We start from the raw sequence: 17,203 nt of genomic DNA, 5'->3' as shown, positions 1-17,203 counted from the left end.
GTCATGGACCTCAAGCTGGACAACGTCGCCGAGGCGGCGAAGGTGATCGATCCCGTTTTCCTGAACTCCCCGCAGTACGGCGACGAACAGCTGAACGCACGGCTCGGCCGTTCCGTGCTGGTGAAGATCGAGACGCTGAATCCGTTGCGCAGCTTCAAAGGCCGGGGCGCGGACTACTTCGCCGCCGGGCTGGAGCCGGGCACCACGATGGTGTGCGGAACCAGCGGCAACTTCGGGCAGGCCGTCGCGTACGCCGCCAGGAAACGCGGATTGCGGGCCGAGGTGTTCGTCCCGGCCGACGTCTCCCCGGTCAAGCTGCGGCGGATCAAGACCCTGGGGGCGCGGGTGCGGAGGGTCGAGGGCGAGGTGAAGGTCGTCGCTGCCGCCTTCGCCGCCGAAGCGCCGGACCGCGTCTTCGTGGTCGACGGCCGTGATCCCGCGATCTCCGAAGGGGCGGGCACGATCGGGCTGGAACTGGCGGGAGCGGGCGCGATCGACACGGTCGTGCTCCCGGTCGGCGACGGCGCGCTGATCGCCGGCGTTGCGCTCTGGCTCAAGGCGCACATGCCGGACGTCCGTGTCGTCGGCGTCGGGACCACGTCGGCGCGGGCGATGGCGACGAGCTGGCTGGCCGGTGAGCCGGTCACCGTCGACCGGGTGAACTCGTTCGCCGGTGGCATCTCGATCCGCACCCCGGAACCCGAATCCGTCCGGCGCCTGCGGTCGCTGGTGGACGACTTCGTGCTGGTCGAGGACGACGATCTGCGCGCGGCCATGCGGCTGGGCGCGGAAACCCTCGGTGTCCTGCCGGAACCCGCCGGGGCCGCCGGACTGGCCGCGCTGACCGTGCACGACCTCCCCGGCGACCGGGTCGCCACCGTGGTCACCGGGGCCAACGCCGTCTGGCCGCCGACGTGGTCGTGAGTGGCGATTCGGGTTAGAACCCGAATCGCCACTCACGACCCCCTGTACCGAATGGACACTTGCGCTTTCCCCGCATCTGCACCGATTTCCCCGGAGTACAACCGCATCTGCGGAGCCGTTCGCGAGTCACCCCCTGGTGGGGGTTGCCCTGGCAGGCGCTGAGTAGCACGCTCGACTGTGAGTCCGATCACGGTCGCTCCGGGGTCGGTCCGTGACAACCGAATGACCGGCCGCTCCCGAACGACCCCGGACCAGCGCGGGGTTTCTCTTGCTTTTGGAGGCCTGATGCGCATCACCGTCACCGTCGACGGCACCAGCTACACAGACGACGTCGAGCCCCGGACCCTCCTCGTGCACCATCTGCGCGAACGGCTCGGGAAGGTGGGCACCGTGGTCGGCTGCGACACCAGCAACTGCGGCGCCTGCACCGTCCACCTCGACGGGCACAGCGTGAAATCCTGTTCGGTACTCGCGGTCCAGGCCGACGGCTGCGAGGTCACCACGATCGAGGGACTCGCCCGCGACGGCGAACTGCACCCGGTGCAGAAGGCCTTCCACGAGAACCACGCGCTCCAGTGCGGTTTCTGCACTCCCGGCATGATCATGCAGTCGATCGACCTGCTCGCCGACAATCCCGATCCGGACGAGAAGGCGGTCCGCGAAGGGCTCGAAGGCAACCTGTGCCGCTGCACGGGTTACCAGAACATCGTCCGCGCGGTGCGCGACGCCGCCCACGAGATGCGGCCCGGTGCCGGCCCCGAAGCCGAGCGGCTCGCTTCGGACACCGCTTCCCGTGTCGGCGCGGGTGGTGAGTGATGACCTCCACGATCGAGCCGGAGGTCGGCAAGTCCCGTCGCCGCAAGGAGGACGAACGCCTCATCACCGGCAGGACCCGCTGGACCGACAACCTGACCCTGCCCGGCATGCTGCATCTCGCGGTGCTCCGCAGCCCGTTCGCGCACGCCAAGATCGTCTCGATCGACGTCACCGAGGCGAAATCCGCGCCCGGCGTGGTCGCGGTCTTCACCGGGAAGGACCTCGACCCCGAGGACGCCATCGGCATGCCGTGCGCGTGGCCGATCACGCCCGACATGAAATCGCCGAGGCGGCCCATCCTCGCTTCGGACACGGTGAACTTCGCCGGTGAGGGGGTCGCGGTGGTCGTCGCCCGCACCTCGGCCGAAGCGCACGACGCCCTCGAAATGATCGACGCCGATTACGACGAACTGCCGGTCGTCCTCGGTCTGGAGAACGCGCTCGCCGAGGGCGCGCCGCTGGTGCATGAAGATCTCGGCACCAACCAGAACGCGGTCTGGGTCTTCGATTCCGCAGACGCGGGAACGGGTTCCAGCGTCGAGGACGCGATCTCGAATTCCGAGGTCGTGCTCAAGCGGCGGTTCCGCCAGCAGCGCCTGGTGCCGGCGTTCATGGAACCGCGGGCGTGCGTGGTCGACCCGACGGGCAATCAGCTGGTCATGTGGTCGGCCACCCAGGTCCCGCACATCCTCAAGACGATGACCGCGGCCACGCTCGGGCTCCCCGAGCACAAGGTGCGGGTGATCGCGCCCGACGTCGGCGGCGGGTTCGGCGGCAAGATCGCCGTGCTGCCCGAAGAGATGATGTCGACGCTCATCGCCAAGCGACTCGGCAAACCGGTGAAGTGGACCGAGTCCCGTTCGGAGACGATGGTCGCCGCGCACCACGGCCGCGACCAGATCCAGGACCTCACCATCACCGCGAACCGCGACGGCACGGTGACCGGCCTCAAGGTCGAACTGCTCGCCGACATGGGCGCGTACCTCGGTCTCGTCGGCCCCGGCGTGCCGATCCTCGGCGCGTTCATGTTCAACGCGATCTACAAGTTCCCGGCGTACCACTTCGCCTGCACCAACGTGTTCACCAACACCACGCTCACCGACGCCTATCGCGGCGCCGGGCGGCCGGAGGCCACGTTCGGGATCGAGCGGATGATGGACGAACTCGCCGTCGAACTCGGCATGGACCCGATGGAGATCCGCGAGAAGAACTGGATCAAGCACGAGGAGTTCCCGTTCACGACGGTGGCCGGGCTGACCTACGACTCGGGCAACTACGAGGCCGCCACCGCCAAGGCCAAGGAACTCTTCGACTACGACGGCCTCCGCCGCGAGCAGAAGGAACGGCGGGAATCGGGCGACCCGGTCCAGCTCGGCATCGGCATCTCGACGTTCACCGAGATGTGCGGTCTCGCGCCGTCGCGGGTGCTCGGCTCGCTGGACTACGCGGCAGGCGGCTGGGAACACGCGGAGATCCGCGTGCTGCCCACCGGCAAGATCGAGGTCATCACCGGCGCCTCCGCGCACGGCCAGGGCCACGAGACGGCGTGGAGCCAGATCGTCGCCGACAAACTCGGTGTCCCGTTCGAGGACATCGAGGTCATCCACGGCGACACCCAGTCCTCGCACAAGGGCATGGACACCTACGGCTCCCGGTCGCTCGTGGTCGGCGGGATCGCGGTGGTCAAGGCGGCGGACAAGGTCCTCGCCAAGGCCAAGCCGATCGCGGCGCATCTGATGGAGTGCTCCGAGGACGACCTCGAATTCTCGGCGGGCAAGTTCTCGGTCAAGGGCACGGATTCCTCGACGTCCATCCAGGACATCGCGTGGGCCGTGTTCTCGGCGCACAACCTGCCGGACGGCGTCGAGCCCTCGCTGGACTCGTCGGACACGTTCGATCCGGAGAACTTCTCGTTCCCGCACGGCACGCATCTGTGCGCGGCCGAGGTCGACACCGAGACCGGGCGCGTGCGGTTGCGCTCCTACGTCTGCGTCGACGACGTCGGCGTGGCCGTCAACCCGCTGATCGTCGAAGGCCAGGTGCACGGCGGGCTCGCGCAGGGCATCGCCCAGGCGTTGTTCGAGGAGGCCGTCCACGACGAAGGCGGCACGCTGACCACCGGGACCTTCGCCGACTACCTGCTCCCGTCGGCCGCGGATCTGCCCAGCTTCACCACCGACCGCACCGAGACCCCGTCGACGACGAACCCGTTGGGCGCCAAGGGAGTCGGGGAGGCGGGCACGATCGCCTCGACCCCGGCGGTGGTCAACGCCGTTGTCGACGCCGTCCGGCACTTCGGGGTGAACGACATCGAAATGCCGTTGACCCCGATGCGGGTCTGGCACGCCATCCAGCACGGGTCGGCCGCCGCGGGCGGGCTGGGCTCCGAAGCCGGTGGCGGTCTCGGTTCGATCGACGCCACCGGAGGTGCCCAGTGATCCCGGCCCCGTTCGATTACGTCGCTCCGTCCACAGTGGACGAAGCGATCAGCGCGCTCGCCGAGGCGGGCGAGGACGCCAAGGTGCTGGCGGGCGGGCAGAGCCTGCTGCCGGTGCTGCGGATGCGGCTCGCCACGCCGACCACGCTGGTCGACCTCGGGAAGGTCGCCGAACTGCGCGGCGTCCGCGAGGACGGCGACGTGCTGGTCATCGGCTCGATGACCACGCATTACGACGTCCAGCGGGACACGCTGGTCGCCGAGCACGCCGCGTTGCTCAAGGCCGCCACCGACACGGTGGCCGATCCGCAGATCCGCCACCGCGGCACGTTCGGCGGCGCCATCGCGCACGCCGATCCCGCCGGTGACCTGCTCGGCCCCGTTCTCGCGCTCGGCTGCGAACTCGTCGTCGCCGGGCCGGGCGGGCGGCGGACGGTCGCCGCGGCGGACTTCTTCCAGGACATGTTCACCACCGCGCTCGCCGCGGACGAACTCCTGGTCGAGGTCCGGGTGCCGAAGCACACCGGCTGGCACGCGCACTACGAGAAGTTCAACCGGGTCGCGCAGGCGTGGTCGATGGTCGCGGTCGCGGCCTGTGTCCGCACCGAGGCGGGCACCATCGAGGAGGCGCGGGTCGCGCTGACCAACATGGGTTCGACGCCGGTGCGGGCGGCCGGGGTCGAGGAGGCGCTGGTCGGCTGCGCGGCCACCGCCGAGGCGATCCGCGCCGCGGCCGAACGCGCGGCCGAGGGCACGAATCCGACGGCCGACGGCAACTCCGACGTCGAATACCGGCAGCACCTCGCGCGGGTGCTGACCGGCCGGGCGGTCCTCGCCGCGGCAGGTAGCTGAGACACAGAAGGGAGGTCGGCCCGTGCGGCTCGACCACGAATTCACCGTTCCCGCCCCGGTCGGCGAGGTCTGGAAGGCCGTCATTGATCCGGAACGGGTGGCGCCGTGCATGCCGGGTGCCACCGTCACCGAAGTCGACGGGGACGCCTTCAAAGGCACGGTGAAGGTCAAGCTCGGGCCGATCTCCCTGCTCTACAAGGGAACCGGCCAGTTCATCGAGAAGGACGCCGACGCGAAGAAGGTGGTCATCAAGGCCGCCGGGAAGGACGCCCGCGGCGCGGGCACGGCGTCGGCGACGGTGACGCTCACCCTGACCGAGAAGGACGGCGTCACCCATGGCGCCGTCGCCACGGAGCTTGCGGTCACCGGGAAACCGGCGCAGTTCGGACGCGGGATGATCTCCGAGGTCGGCGGCAAGATCCTCGACTCGTTCGCGGACTGCCTGTCCGGCAAGCTCGGTACCCCTGAGCCTGAGAAGGCCGAAGAACGCCCGCCGTTGAAAGCGGTAAAGCCGGTGCCGGAGGGCGAAGCCATCGATCTGATGGAGTACGCGGGCGAATCCGTGGTCAAACGGGCGGCGCCGGTGCTGGTGGTGCTCGCCGGGGTGCTCCTGATCGTCGCCATCGTGAGGGCTGTGACGCAGCGGACACAGTGACGTAGAGGGAAATAGCTGCTTCCGGGAGCCGTTGAACCCGGTATGAAGGCGGATCACGAAGTCGACGTGGCGGTGATCGGGGCGGGACAGGCCGGTCTGTCGGCGGCGTATCACCTGCGCCGCGCGGGATTCGCCAACGAGGCGGGTTTCGTCGTGCTCGACCACGGCAAACGGCCCGGCGGCGCCTGGCAGTACCGCTGGCCTTCGCTGATCGTCGAGAAGGTCCACGGCATCCACGACCTCCCGGGGATGGCGTTCGGCACCCCGGATCCGAAACTGCCCGCGGCCGACGTCGTTTCCGACTACTTCGGCCGCTTCGAACGCACCTACGACCTCCCGGTCCACCGGCCCGTCGACGTCCTGTCGGTGAGCGCCGAGGGCGACCGGCTGGTCGTGGCGAGCGCGGCGGAAACCTGGGCAGCGCGCGCGGTGATCAGCGCGACCGGCACCTGGGACCGGCCGTTCTGGCCGCACTATCCGGGGCAGGAGACCTTCCGCGGCCGTCAGCTGCACACCGCCGATTACACCGGCGTCGAGGACTTCCGCGGGAAACGCGTCGTCGTGGTCGGCGGTGGCTCGTCGGCCGTCCAGCTGTTGCTGGAGATCGCGCCGTTCGCGCGCTCGACGCGCTGGGTGACCCGGCGCCCGCCGGTGTGGCGGGACGAGCCGTTCAACGAGAACTGGGGCCGTGAGGCCGTCGCGAAGGTCGATCGGCGTGTCCGCGAGGGCCTGCCGCCGAAGAGCGTCGTCAGCGTGACCGACCTGGCGGTGACGCCCGAGGTGCGCGCCGGCCTCGACGCGGGGATCCTCGACCGGCACCCGATGTTCCAGCGGATCACGCCGGACGGCGTGGAGTGGGCGGACGGCACCTTCGAGCCCGCCGACGTCATCCTGTGGGCCACCGGGTTCCGCGCCGCGATCGACCACCTCGCGCCGCTGCGCCTGCGGGCGGCCGGCGGGGGCATCCGGATGGACGGCACCCGCGTCGTCGCCGAACCGAGGCTGCACCTCGTCGGCTACGGCCCTTCCGCGAGCACGGTCGGCGCGAACCGGGCCGGCCGCGCGGCCGTCACCGAGATCCGGCGCCTGCTCGGACACTGAGGTCCCGGCCCCCGTATTTGACCGATCGTTACAAAACGTGGCATGCTGCGGCCATGCCCCGCCCCAAGGGATTCGATCCCACCGAAGTACTCGATGCCGCCGTCAGTACGTTCTGGCGCAAGGGATACGCGGCCACGTCGGCCCAGGATCTGGTCGACGGCACCGGGCTGGGCCGGGGGAGCCTGTACAACACGTTCTCGGGCAAGCAGCAGCTGTTCAGCGAGGCGCTGCGCCGGTACGAGGAGACGACGGCCGTCCGCATCGAGGAGATGCTGGCCGGGCCGGAGTCCATCCGGGCGCGGGTCAGGCGGGTCCTGATGGACGTCGCCGACGACGAGCTGGACCCCTCGGCCGCGCATCGCGGCTGCCTCGCCGTCAACGCCGCCATCGAGCTCGGCGGGATCGACGACGAGGTCACCGCCCGTGTCCGCCACGACTTCGAACGGGTGGAGAACGCCTTCCACGCCGCCTTCGCCGCCGCGAGGGAGGCGGGCGAGATCGGCCCGGACCGGGACCCGCGGGCGCTGGCGCGGTTCACGCTCGCCGCGATGTACGGCATGCGGGTGCTGGGAAAGACCGCGGACCGGCGGGCGCTCACCCAGATCGTCGAAACCACCGTCCAGGCGTTGTGAGACTTCCGGGTTTCACGCCGGATTTTTAACGACCATTCCACTACTGGCAGGGAGCAAGCCAAGTCATGACGAAGACCGTCGCGGTGCTCGGCACCGGAATCATCGGTGCCCCGGTCGCCCGCAACCTGAGCAAGGCCGGGTTCGAGGTCCGTGCCTGGAACCGCACCCCGGCCAAGGCCGAAGCCCTGTCCGGGGACGGTGTCCGGGTCGCGGCGAGCGCCGCGGAGGCCGTGGAGGGCGCGCCGGTCGTGATCACGGTCCTCACCGACGGCCCGGCGGTACTGGAGGCGATCCGTGCGGCAGGCCCCGCCGCCGGAACGATCTGGGTCCAGCTCAGCACCGTCGGCGACGCGGTCGACGAACTGGTCGCGTACGCGGACGAGCACGGCCTCGTCTTCGTCGACGCGCCGGTGCAGGGCACCCGCCAGCCCGCCGAGCTGGGCCAGCTGATCGTCCTGGCGGCGGGCGCCGCCGAGGCCCGCGAGACCGTCCAGCCGCTGTTCGACGCCATCGGCAAGCGCACGCTGTGGGTCGGCGAAGACGGCCGCACCGGCGCGTCGAGCAGGCTCAAACTGGTGCTGAACACCTGGGTGATCGCGCTGACCCACGGCGTCGGCGAAGCACTCTCGCTGGCCGAAGGGCTCGGTGTCGACCCGCGGCATTTCGTCGACGTCGTCACCGGCGGCCCGATGGACAACGGCTACTTCCAGGCGAAATCCACCGCGATCCTCGAGAACGACTACACCACCGCCTTCTCGGTCGACAACGCCGAGAAGGACTCCCGGCTGGTGCTGGAGGCCGCGGCCCGCGCGGGTGTCCGGCTGGACGCCGTCGAGGCCGGTCGAGCCCGCTTCGCCCGCGCGTCCGCGGCCGGACACGGCGACGAGGACATGGCGGCCGGCTACTTCGCCAGCTTCGTGAAGTGAGTCAGCCCGTCAGGTAACCGCCGCTCGCGTCGACGTCGGTCCCGGTCACCGCGCTCGAATCCGGGGAGCTGAGCCACATCACCACGGTCGCCATCTCCTCCGGCCGCACGATGCGCTTGATCGGATAGTCCTGCGCGATCTGTTCGTAGGTCAGCCCGAAGGCCTCCGCGGCGCGGCGGAGCATCGGGGTGTCCACGGCGCCCGGAGCGAAGGCGTTGACCCGGATGTTCTTGTCCGCGTACTCGAGCGCCGCGACCTTGGTCAGCGACGTGACACCGTGCTTGCTCGCGTTGTAGGGCGCGATGGTGGCGAACCCGACCTCGGCGGAGATCGAGGCGGTGTTGACGATGACGCCACCACCCTGCGCGAGCATCCGCGGGATCTCGTACTTCATCCCGAGGAAGACCCCGGCCGTGTTGGTGCGCCAGACGTCCTCCAGCTCGGCCAGGGTCTGCTCGGCGAGCGGTACCGCGCGCGGGCTTTCGATCCCCGCGTTGTTGACGGCGATGTCCAAGCGGCCGTAACGGCGCACGCACTGGTCGACCAGACCGCGCACGTCGGCCTCCACCCGGACGTCCGCGCGGCGGAAGGTCGCCTCGCCGCCCCGCGCCCGGATTCCGGCCGCGACCTCCTGGCCGAGCTTTTCGCGGCGGCCACAGAAGAACACCTTCGCACCCTCGTCCGCCATCGCCCGCGCCGTGGCGGCACCGATACCCGAGGTCGCGCCGGTGATCAGCACGACTTTGCCGTCGAACCGGCCTCGTGACCGTTCCGCGGCGGCGGCCGCGCCGGTCGGCGCCATGGCCGTCGCCGCGAGCCCCAGGGCACCCGCGGTCAGCACTCGTCTGCGTGAGGTGTCCATCGCTCAGCCCTTGGCGAGACGGTCGGGAATCCGTGCCAGCGGATATCGCCGCCAGAAGAACGCGTCGGCGGCGTGCTGGTCGGACGCGAAGTTGATCGCCTCGGCGATCCGCCTGCCCTGGATGCGATAGGCGAGCACCCAGGTGATGTCCAGCCCGGCGGGCGTGGTGCTCCAGCCGCGGTGCAGATCGACCACCCGGTCGCCGTCCGCGGCGAGGTACAGCACTTCCGCGCGGAATCCAGCACGGGCGAGCTCGCCGAAGAAGGCGATCACCTCGTCCGCACCGGTCTTGGTCCCGGCGAGCGGATGGTGTCCCGGGATCGTCCACCGGATGTCCGGTGTGAAGAACTGCTTGAGGGCATTGAGATCGCCGGACCCGTACGCCTCGTAGTAACGGCGGATCAGCGCGACGTTGGGGTGCTCCCGGGTCCGCTCCGGCACGGCGGAGGCGGTCCCGCCGGTCAGGGACGTGGCCAGCAGCGCGGCGGCGCCCGTGCCGCCTGCCCGCAGGAACGTCGCCCGGTCGATCGGTGTCCTTCGGTCTTCCACGGTCTTTTCCCTCCAGAAGTGGCTGCCGTCCACGCAATCACCGGGACCTCACGGCGGTCCAATGCCCGTACCCATACGTTCTGGGCATCGGGAGGATCGGGACATGGACGTCGACACGAGGGTGCTGCGCTATTTCGTCGCCGTCGCGGAACAGCTGAGCTTCACCAGGGCCGCCGAAGCCCTGTTCGTCACGCAGCCGTCGCTGAGCCGCCAGATCCGCCAACTGGAGTCCCGGCTCGGCACGGACCTGTTCACCCGGGGGAACTCGGAGATCCGGCTGACCGCCGCCGGTGAGGTCCTCCTGCCCGCCGCGCACCGCCTTCTCGCCGACTGGCAGCTCACCGGCCGTCTCGTGCGCACGGCCGCCGCGGCCGCGGGCAACGTCCTGCGGGTCGGCTTCGTCGCGACCGGCGGCGGCCCGCTCGCCCGGCGGGCGCGGACCCTGTTCACCGAACGCCACCCCGACGCGACCATCGAACCGAAGCGGTTCGACTGGGGTGGTGAGGCGCAGGCCTTACGGGACGGACTCGCGGACATCGCGTTCGTCTGGCTACCCGCCGATCTGACCGGTTTGCACGCCGAAGTCGTCGCCACCGAACGGCGATGGGTCGCCATGAACGCGTCACATCCCTTGTCGGCCAAGGAAGAAGTCGTCATCCACGATCTCCGCGACGCGCCTTTGCTCTGGACCCGCAACGCTCCGCCCGAGTGGGTCGACTGGTGGGCGGTCAACCCGCGTCCCGACGGCTCGGCGCCGAACTGGGGGCCGGAGAACGGCAACGTGGAGGAGATGCTCGAATTCGTCGCCACCACCGACGCGGTCTGCATCTCGCCCGAGTCGATGGCGAGGTTCTACGCGCATCCGGATCTGGTGTGGCGGCCGATCGTCGACATCGAGCCACTGCGGATCGCACTGGCCTGGCCGAAGGAGAGCACCGGCCCGCTGGTGGGAGCGTTCGTGCGGGCGGTGCGTCTCGTCAGCTCTTCAAGTACCTGACCTGTCCGGCTTTGCTCTCCTCGAAGTCCGCACGTCCGGAAAGGTGTTCCGGAACGCCGACTTCCCACCAGGCACCGGCTTCGGTCCACGCGTCCGGCCGGGTGCGCACCACGACCACCGCCGGCCGGTGCTCGGCCACCGCGGCTTCCCGTGCCTTCGCGTACGCCGCCCCCACGTCGTCCACAGTGGACGCTGTGAACACCGCGCACCCCAGCGACTCCGCGTGCCGCGCGAAGTCGACCCGAGGCGGAGCGGTGTGCGCGCTCCGGCAGTCATCGAGGAGGTTGTTGAACGGCTTGCCGCCCTGCCCCTCCTGCAGCCGGGCGATGACCGCGTAGCCGTCGTTGTCGCAGACCACCGCCACGAAGGGATGCCCGGCGAAGGCGGCCGAGAACAGTTCGGAGTTCAGCATCAGGTACGAACCGTCCCCGAGCATCGTGGTGACCAGGCCCTCGGTATGCGCCATTGCCGCACCCCAGGCACCCGCCAGTTCGTAGCCCATGCACGAAAACCCGTACTCGACGTCCATGCCGATCGAGCCCGAACCGCGCCAGCCGCCGATCAGCTCGCCCGGCATCCCGCCGGACGCGGTCATCACGTAGTCGTGCGGTTCGGAGAGGTCGTTGACCGCGCCGACGACCTGGGCGTACGTCGGCACCTCGCCGGAAGCGGCGCGCAGGGTGTCGATATGCGCGTCCCAGCGGGCGCGCTCCGCCGAGGCGCGCTCCGTCCACAGTGGATCGACTTGCCAGTTTTCGAGCTGGGCGGACAGATCCACGAGCCCCGCGTCGGCGTCGCCCACGACGGCCAGCGCACCGTGCTTGACCGCGTCGAACCGGGCGGCGTTCAGCGTGATCAGCCGCACGTCCGGGGAGAACACCGTCCAGGACGCCGTGGTGAAGTCCTGCAGGCGAGTGCCGACGGCCAGCACGACGTCGGACTCGGCGGCCAGCACGTTCGCCGAGGTCGAGCCGGTGACCCCGAGCGGGCCGGCGTGCAGCGGATGGCCGTGCGGGACCAGGGTGCGCCCCGCCGTGGTCTCGGTGACCGGGATGCCGTGCCGTTCGGCGAAGGCCAGCGCCCGCGCGCCCGCGCCGGAATACCGGACGCCGCCGCCGAGTACCAGCAACGGTTTCCGCGCCGCCCGGAGCAGGCCCGCCGCTTCGGTGAGCGCCCGGCGATCGGGCCGCGGGCGCTGCGGGCGATGGGTCACCGGCGCGAACAACGCGTCCGGGAAATCGTAGGTCTCCGCCTGCACGTCCTGGGGGAGCGCCAGCGTCACCGGCCCCGCGTCCGCCGGATCGGTCAGCACCCTGGCGACCTGCGGCAGCGTCGAAAGCAACTGCTCCGGCCGGGTGATCCGGTCGAAGTACCGGCTCACCGCGCGGAAGGCGTCGTTGACCGTGGCCGTCGGATCACCGAAATGCTCCACCTGCTGCAACACCGGATCGGGGGCGCGGCTGGTGAAGGTGTCGCCGGGGAGCAGCAGTACCGGCAACCGGTTCGCGTGCGCGACCCCGGCCGCGGTGACCATGTTCAGCGCGCCGGGACCGATCGACGACGTCACCACGCCGACCTGCCGCCGGTGCGTGGCCTTGGCGTAGCCGACCGCCGCGAGCGCCATGCCCTGCTCGGTCTGCCCTCGCCACACGGGGAGCTCGTCCCGGTGCTCTTCCAGCGCGGTGCCGAGACCCAGGACGTTGCCGTGCCCGAAGATCGCGAACACCCCGGGGAACAACGGGACCTCCCGGCCGTCCAGGGTTTCCGACCGCTGCGCCAGCAGCCAGCGCACGAGGGCCTGTGCCGTGGTCAGCTTCATGAGACCCGCCCTTCGTGGCTCGTGACCGGGCAGCGCGGATCGAGCTCCTGGTCGTTCCACGTCTCGCGGACCCAGCCGTGCGCGGGGTCGTCGCAGAACGCCATCGACCGCTCGGCGGCGGGCCCGGCCAGGACGTTCAGGTAGTACATCGGATAGCCGGGCGCGGCGACGCAAGGACCGTGGTAGCCGCGCGGGATCAGGAAGACGTCGCCGTCCCGGACCGCGACGTCCTCGTCCAGTCCACCGTCGGCGGTGTACGTCCGGTGCAGGCCGAACCCTTCGCGCGAAGGGGTCACGCCGTCGCGGCCCGCGATACGGAAGTAGTAGATCTCCTCGTTGACGACCTCGCAGTCGGACGCCTCGTCGTGTTTGTGCGGCGGGTACGACGACCAGTTGCCGCCCGGGGTGATCAGCTCGCAGGCGTTCAGCTTGTCCGCGTGGTCCCAGACACCGGGCACGCCGAAGTTGGTGACCTGCCTGGTCGCCTGTCCCGCGCCGCGCACCTCCACCGGCACGTTCTCGGCCGGCCCGTAGCGCGGTTCGAGACGGCGGGTGCAGCGGGCCATCGGCAGGGCGACCTCGATCCCCGCGACTGTCGACAACTCGACTTCGGCGTCCCGTGGCACATAGGCGAAATCCGTGACGCGGGTGAACACGGAATCCCGCCCGGCGAGGGCGAAGACCTGCCCGTCGACCCGGACGGTGCACGCGCCGGACAGGGGCAGGACGAACGCTTCGTACTCGCCCGTGCGCACCACCCTGGACTCCCCGGCGGCCAGCGAGAGGACCCGCAGGCCGCTGTAGTCCCAGCCCGCCGAATCCGGGGTGAGCCGGACCGGGTCCCGCTCGTCCGAAAGCGTCCCGAGTGGACGGTGCAGCTTGCTCACAGCAACTCCTCGATCTCGTCGGCGGTGGGCATGGCGTCGGCGCAGGCGAGCCGGGAAGCGACGAGCGCGCCCGCCGCGTTGGCGTAGGTGGCGATGCGCACCGGATCCCAGCCGGACAGCAGACCGTGGATCAGCGCCCCACCGAAACCGTCCCCGGCACCGAGCCCGCACACGACCTCGACCCGCTGGGGCGGCACGGTCCAGCGGCCTTCGGCGGTGGCCACCAGCACCCCGTCCGCGCCTTTCTTGATCACCGCCAGCTCGACACCCCTGGCCAGCATCCGGGACGCGGCCTCGTCGGGGTCCGCCGTGCCGACGGCGACCTCGGCCTCGGTGCGGTTGCCGACGGCGACCGTGACGTGGTCGAGCATCCAGCCGATCTCTTCCTGCGCCGTCTCGGTGTCCGGCCAGAACATCGGCCGGAAGTCGAGGTCCAGCACGGTGTGCGACCGGCGTCCGCGCCGTTCGAGCATCTTGCGCTGGGTGCCGCGCGCCGGCTCGACGGAGACGCCGGTGCCCGTGACCCACAGCAGCGGAACGGATTCCACGAGGTCCCACGGCACGTCGTTCTCGGTGATGGTCAGGTCCGGGGCGATGGGGGACCGGTAGAACAGCAGCGGTGGATCCGCGGGCGGGTCCAGCGCGCAGAACACCACCGGCGTCTGCAATCCGGCCGACGTCCCGACGTGCTCGGGGGAGACGCCGAACTCCCGCAGCGCCTGCCGCACGTACTCGCCGAAGCCGTCGGGGCCGACCTTCGTCAGCACCGACGTCGAGCGGCCGAGCCGCGCGGCGGCGACCGCGACGTTGGTCGCGGTGCCGCCGAGCGACTTGGCGAAGGTGCTGACCCCGGCCAGCGGCACGCCGCTCTGTTCGGGGTAGAGGTCCACCCCGACCCGGCCGACGGTCAGTGCTTCGAGAGCGGTCATGAAGGGGACTCCGCGGCTCGCAATTCGTGTTCGAGGGCTTCCAGTTCCGCGCCGCCCGCCATCTGCCGGGTCAGCTCGGCCAGATCGATCTCGGACTTCTCGTACGCGCCGAGCGACGCGCCCCGTTTGAGCAACAGGAAGCGATCGGCCACCGGGTACGCGTGATGCGGGTTGTGCGTGATCAGCACGACCCCGAGCCCGCGGTCACGGGCCTGTGCGACGTACTTGAGCACGACGCCCGCCTGCTTGACCCCCAGCGCCGCCGTCGGCTCGTCGAGGATCAGGACCTTCGCCCCGAAGTACACGGCCCGTGCGATGGCGACGCACTGCCGCTCGCCACCGGACAGCGTGCCGACCGGCTGCTCGACGTCACGCAGGTCGATACCCATGTCGGACAACGCCTTCTTGGTCGTCTCGCGGCCCTTCTTCCGGTCGAGCGCGCGGAACGGGCCGAAGCCGACCGTCGGTTCGGAGCCGAGGAAGAAGTTCCGCCAGACGCTCATCAGCGGGACGACCGCGAGATCCTGGTACACCGTCGCGATTCCGCGATCGAGCGCCTCACGCGGCGAAGCGAACTTCACCGGCTCGCCTTCGACCAGGAACTCGCCCTTGTCGTGCTGGTGGACCCCGGCGAGGATCTTGATCAGGGTGGATTTGCCCGCGCCGTTGTCGCCGAGGACGCAGGTGACCTCGCCCGCGTCGACCACGGTGGAGACGTCGCGCAGCGCGATCACGCTGCCGTAGGTCTTGCCGACGTCCTTGACCTCGAGAAGACGACTCATCGCCGCACCCTTTCCGCGCGCCGCCGGAAGGCGTTGTTGACCAGGACCGCGGACAGCAGCATGACGCCGAGGAACAGCATGAACCAGTCGCTGTCCCAGCGGGCGAACACAATGCCCTGCCTCGCCATCCCGAAGATCAGCGCGCCGATCGCGGCGCCGATCGCCGAACCGAACCCGCCGGTGAGCAGGCAACCGCCGATCACGGCCGCGATGATGTACTGGAACTCCAGCCCGATGCCCTGGTTCGCCTGGACGCTCGCGAACCGCAGGATGTTGATCGAGCCGACCAGCCACGCGGCGAGCGCGGTGGTCATGAACAGCAGGATCTTGGTGCGCACCACCGGGACCCCGACCGCGCGCGAACTCTGCGCGGAGCCGCCGACGGCGAAGATCCAGTTGCCGAAGCGGGTCCGCACCAGCAGCCAGGCCGCCAGCACGGCGAACCCGATCCACCAGACGATGGAGATCTGGAACGCGGTCCCACCCATGTCCACTGTGGACGCGAAGACGAAGCCGGCGGATTCGTAGCCGTCGGCCGACCGCATCCCGGACACCTGGACGGTGCCGGTGACCAGGCGGGTCACCCCGAGGTTGAGCCCCTGCAGTGCCAGGAAGGTGCCCAGGGTGACGATGAAGCTGGGCAGACCGGTGCGCATCACCAGCCAGCCGTTGAACGCGCCCACCGCGAGGGCGAAGACCAGCGACGCGAACAGCGCGAGCCAGACGTTCCAGCCGGCCTGAGTCGCCAGCGTCGCGGTGACGAGCGCGGTGGACGCCGTCATCACGCCCGCCGACAGATCGAACTCGCCGCCGATCATCAGCAGGGACACCGCGACCGCCATGATGCCGAGCGTCGAGGCGTCGTCGAGCCAGGTCGCCACGCCGCTGCCGCTGAAGAACTGGTCGGTGACGAGGGTGAAGAACAGGAAGACGACGACGGCGCCGAGGAGCGCGCCGATCTCGGGGCGGACGACCAGCCTGTCGAGCAGGCGGGGTTTCGCGATCCGTTCGTCGAGCATGGTGGTGGTCATCGCGTGCCCCTTTGCACGTACTTGCCGACGGTGTCCACAGTGGATTTGTCGACCAGGTCGGGCCCGGTGAGCACCGGCTTCCCGCCGCCGACGACGTTCGCGTTGTCCCGGTACAGCTTGAGGAACTGCACCGGGAGATAACCCTGCTCGTACTGCTGCTGGTCGACCGCGAACACCACGTCGCCCGCCTTGATCGCGCCGACCACGTCGGTGTTGAGGTCGAACGTGCCGACCTGGGCCGCCGAGCCGACCGCCTTGATCGCGCTCACCGCCCGCGCCGCGACCTGGGAGTTCAACGTCAGAACGGCGTCGAGGGTGGAGTCGGTCTGCACCGCGCCCCTGATCCGGGATTCGGCGTCGGTGGGGTTGCTGATGTCGACCTGAAGGGTCTGCACGTCGCCCGCGAAGCCGGTCTTGGCGCCATCGCACCGCTGTGCCTGCCCGACGTTGCCCGCTTCGTGGACCACGCAGAGCAGCTTCTTCTTGCCCAGCTCACGGAACTTCTTCCCGGCTTCCTCGCCGGCGATGGTCTCGTTCTGCCCGACGTGGGTGAGCGCGCCGTAGCCCGCGCTCTTGTCCTCGCCGGAGTTGATGGTGATGACCGGGATCCCGGCGCGGACCGCGTTCTCGATCGAGGTCTTGAGCGCCTCCGGGTTCGCCATCGACACCACCAGCCCGCCGACCCGCTGGGCTACCGCGTTGTCGATCAGCTTGGCCTGGTTGCCGGGGTCTCCGTCGGAGTTGTACTCGACCTGGACGTCGAGCTGCCTGCCCGCCTCCTCGGCGCCGTTCTTGACCACGTTCCAGAACGCGTCGCCCGCCGTGCCGTGCGAGATGACCGCGACCCGCAGCGGCCCGCTGGGCTCCGCCGTCTCCGGGCCCGCGCCCGCGGCCGGTTTCACCTCGGCCTTCGGCCCGGTGCACGCGGACAGGAGCAACAGCCCCGCCACGAGCACCGAAGCCGCTTTCAAGCGATGGGACATCGTCGTCTCTCCTCGCTTCTT

Annotated in this window: 17 protein-coding genes; 9 read left to right on the top strand and 8 right to left on the bottom strand. The window is 70.1% G+C overall.

Annotated elements, in window-relative coordinates; genetic code table 11:
• Positions 1-3: 3 nt before the first annotated feature.
• From ACZ1DY_RS32045 to ACZ1DY_RS32010, 8 genes are all read left to right on the top strand, one after another.
• Positions 4-924 carry a threonine ammonia-lyase gene (locus ACZ1DY_RS32045; RefSeq protein ID WP_465481870.1) on the top strand — a complete coding sequence of 307 codons (921 nt, stop codon included), beginning with the start codon at positions 4-6 and terminating at the stop codon, positions 922-924.
• A gap of 285 nt (positions 925-1,209) precedes the next feature.
• The gene (locus ACZ1DY_RS32040; protein ID WP_016336316.1) at positions 1,210-1,740 is read left to right on the top strand and encodes a (2Fe-2S)-binding protein; all 531 of its coding nucleotides are present in this window, start codon (positions 1,210-1,212) and stop codon (positions 1,738-1,740) included.
• Positions 1,740-4,178: a xanthine dehydrogenase family protein molybdopterin-binding subunit gene (locus tag ACZ1DY_RS32035; protein WP_465481869.1), complete on the top strand. Its 2,439-nt coding sequence runs from the start codon at positions 1,740-1,742 to the stop codon at positions 4,176-4,178. Before ACZ1DY_RS32040 ends, ACZ1DY_RS32035 begins: the two co-directional genes overlap by 1 nt.
• Entirely contained in the window at positions 4,175-5,029 is an 855-nt protein-coding gene (locus tag ACZ1DY_RS32030; protein WP_465481868.1) for an FAD binding domain-containing protein, read from the top strand. Before ACZ1DY_RS32035 ends, ACZ1DY_RS32030 begins: the two co-directional genes overlap by 4 nt.
• Positions 5,030-5,051: 22 nt before the next feature.
• A complete protein-coding gene (locus ACZ1DY_RS32025) occupies positions 5,052-5,684 on the top strand; it encodes an SRPBCC family protein (RefSeq protein WP_465481867.1) in 633 nt (210 codons plus the stop codon).
• Positions 5,685-5,726: 42 nt separating this feature from the next.
• Positions 5,727-6,785: an NAD(P)-binding domain-containing protein gene (locus ACZ1DY_RS32020; protein WP_465481866.1), complete on the top strand. Its 1,059-nt coding sequence runs from the start codon at positions 5,727-5,729 to the stop codon at positions 6,783-6,785.
• 53 nt (positions 6,786-6,838) lie between these two features.
• On the top strand, positions 6,839-7,417 hold the full coding sequence (locus tag ACZ1DY_RS32015; protein ID WP_465481865.1) for a TetR/AcrR family transcriptional regulator: 579 nt from the start codon (positions 6,839-6,841) through the stop codon (positions 7,415-7,417).
• Between the two features lie 65 nt (positions 7,418-7,482).
• Positions 7,483-8,343 carry an NAD(P)-dependent oxidoreductase gene (locus tag ACZ1DY_RS32010; RefSeq protein WP_465481864.1) on the top strand — a complete coding sequence of 287 codons (861 nt, stop codon included), beginning with the start codon at positions 7,483-7,485 and terminating at the stop codon, positions 8,341-8,343.
• A gap of 1 nt (position 8,344) precedes the next feature.
• Here the strand turns inward: ACZ1DY_RS32010 and ACZ1DY_RS32005 are convergent, their stop codons facing one another.
• Together ACZ1DY_RS32005 and ACZ1DY_RS32000 are read right to left on the bottom strand one after the other, a co-directional pair.
• Positions 8,345-9,205, bottom strand: coding sequence for an SDR family NAD(P)-dependent oxidoreductase (locus ACZ1DY_RS32005; RefSeq protein ID WP_465481863.1), 861 nt, complete (start codon positions 9,203-9,205; stop codon positions 8,345-8,347).
• Positions 9,206-9,208: 3 nt separating this feature from the next.
• Positions 9,209-9,754 (bottom strand): nuclear transport factor 2 family protein, encoded by a 546-nt coding sequence (locus ACZ1DY_RS32000; RefSeq protein WP_257485138.1) that lies wholly within the window; start codon positions 9,752-9,754, stop codon positions 9,209-9,211.
• Between the two features lie 103 nt (positions 9,755-9,857).
• Here ACZ1DY_RS32000 and ACZ1DY_RS31995 point away from each other — a divergent pair, with 103 nt between their 5' ends.
• The gene (locus ACZ1DY_RS31995) at positions 9,858-10,751 is read left to right on the top strand and encodes a LysR family transcriptional regulator (protein WP_465481862.1); all 894 of its coding nucleotides are present in this window, start codon (positions 9,858-9,860) and stop codon (positions 10,749-10,751) included.
• On the opposite strand, the gene iolD is transcribed toward ACZ1DY_RS31995, so the two are convergent.
• From iolD to ACZ1DY_RS31965, 6 genes are read right to left on the bottom strand one after another with little or no spacing between them, the layout of a single operon-like run.
• On the bottom strand, positions 10,732-12,570 hold the full coding sequence (gene iolD, locus ACZ1DY_RS31990; RefSeq protein WP_465481861.1) for a 3D-(3,5/4)-trihydroxycyclohexane-1,2-dione acylhydrolase (decyclizing): 1,839 nt from the start codon (positions 12,568-12,570) through the stop codon (positions 10,732-10,734). The two genes, ACZ1DY_RS31995 and iolD, sit on opposite strands and share 20 nt — an antisense overlap.
• Positions 12,567-13,457, bottom strand: coding sequence for a 5-deoxy-glucuronate isomerase (gene iolB / locus ACZ1DY_RS31985; protein WP_465481860.1), 891 nt, complete (start codon positions 13,455-13,457; stop codon positions 12,567-12,569). The genes iolD and iolB overlap by 4 nt, the downstream gene beginning before the upstream one ends.
• Complete coding sequence (gene iolC / locus ACZ1DY_RS31980) at positions 13,454-14,386, bottom strand: 5-dehydro-2-deoxygluconokinase (RefSeq protein WP_465481859.1); 933 nt, start codon at positions 14,384-14,386, stop codon at positions 13,454-13,456. The genes iolB and iolC overlap by 4 nt, the downstream gene beginning before the upstream one ends.
• A complete protein-coding gene (locus ACZ1DY_RS31975; protein ID WP_257485143.1) occupies positions 14,383-15,168 on the bottom strand; it encodes an ATP-binding cassette domain-containing protein in 786 nt (261 codons plus the stop codon). Before ACZ1DY_RS31975 ends, iolC begins: the two co-directional genes overlap by 4 nt.
• Entirely contained in the window at positions 15,165-16,199 is a 1,035-nt protein-coding gene (locus tag ACZ1DY_RS31970) for an ABC transporter permease (RefSeq protein WP_257485144.1), read from the bottom strand. The genes ACZ1DY_RS31975 and ACZ1DY_RS31970 overlap by 4 nt, the downstream gene beginning before the upstream one ends.
• A complete protein-coding gene (locus ACZ1DY_RS31965) occupies positions 16,196-17,182 on the bottom strand; it encodes a sugar ABC transporter substrate-binding protein (RefSeq protein WP_126733468.1) in 987 nt (328 codons plus the stop codon). The genes ACZ1DY_RS31970 and ACZ1DY_RS31965 overlap by 4 nt, the downstream gene beginning before the upstream one ends.
• Positions 17,183-17,203 lie beyond the last annotated feature (21 nt).

This window comes from Amycolatopsis sp. PSD-21 (genome assembly GCF_055561455.1).
Note: the sequence above shows the minus strand (reverse complement) of the source record. Positions and strands in the feature narration are given on the sequence as shown.

Excerpts from the sequence above, each read along its gene's own strand:
- ACZ1DY_RS32045 (WP_465481870.1), top strand. The coding sequence starts at position 4 with ATGGACCTCAAGCTGGACAACGTCGCCGAGGCGGCGAAGGTGATCGAT.
- ACZ1DY_RS32040 (WP_016336316.1), top strand. The coding sequence starts at position 1,210 with ATGCGCATCACCGTCACCGTCGACGGCACCAGCTACACAGACGACGTC.
- ACZ1DY_RS32035 (WP_465481869.1), top strand. The coding sequence starts at position 1,740 with ATGACCTCCACGATCGAGCCGGAGGTCGGCAAGTCCCGTCGCCGCAAG.
- ACZ1DY_RS32020 (WP_465481866.1), top strand. The coding sequence starts at position 5,727 with ATGAAGGCGGATCACGAAGTCGACGTGGCGGTGATCGGGGCGGGACAG.
- ACZ1DY_RS32015 (WP_465481865.1), top strand. The coding sequence starts at position 6,839 with ATGCCCCGCCCCAAGGGATTCGATCCCACCGAAGTACTCGATGCCGCC.
- ACZ1DY_RS32010 (WP_465481864.1), top strand. The coding sequence starts at position 7,483 with ATGACGAAGACCGTCGCGGTGCTCGGCACCGGAATCATCGGTGCCCCG.
- ACZ1DY_RS32005 (WP_465481863.1), bottom strand. The coding sequence starts at position 9,205 with ATGGACACCTCACGCAGACGAGTGCTGACCGCGGGTGCCCTGGGGCTC.
- ACZ1DY_RS31995 (WP_465481862.1), top strand. The coding sequence starts at position 9,858 with ATGGACGTCGACACGAGGGTGCTGCGCTATTTCGTCGCCGTCGCGGAA.
- iolD (WP_465481861.1), bottom strand. The coding sequence starts at position 12,570 with ATGAAGCTGACCACGGCACAGGCCCTCGTGCGCTGGCTGCTGGCGCAG.
- iolC (WP_465481859.1), bottom strand. The coding sequence starts at position 14,386 with ATGACCGCTCTCGAAGCACTGACCGTCGGCCGGGTCGGGGTGGACCTC.
- ACZ1DY_RS31975 (WP_257485143.1), bottom strand. The coding sequence starts at position 15,168 with ATGAGTCGTCTTCTCGAGGTCAAGGACGTCGGCAAGACCTACGGCAGC.
- ACZ1DY_RS31970 (WP_257485144.1), bottom strand. The coding sequence starts at position 16,199 with ATGACCACCACCATGCTCGACGAACGGATCGCGAAACCCCGCCTGCTC.
- ACZ1DY_RS31965 (WP_126733468.1), bottom strand. The coding sequence starts at position 17,182 with ATGTCCCATCGCTTGAAAGCGGCTTCGGTGCTCGTGGCGGGGCTGTTG.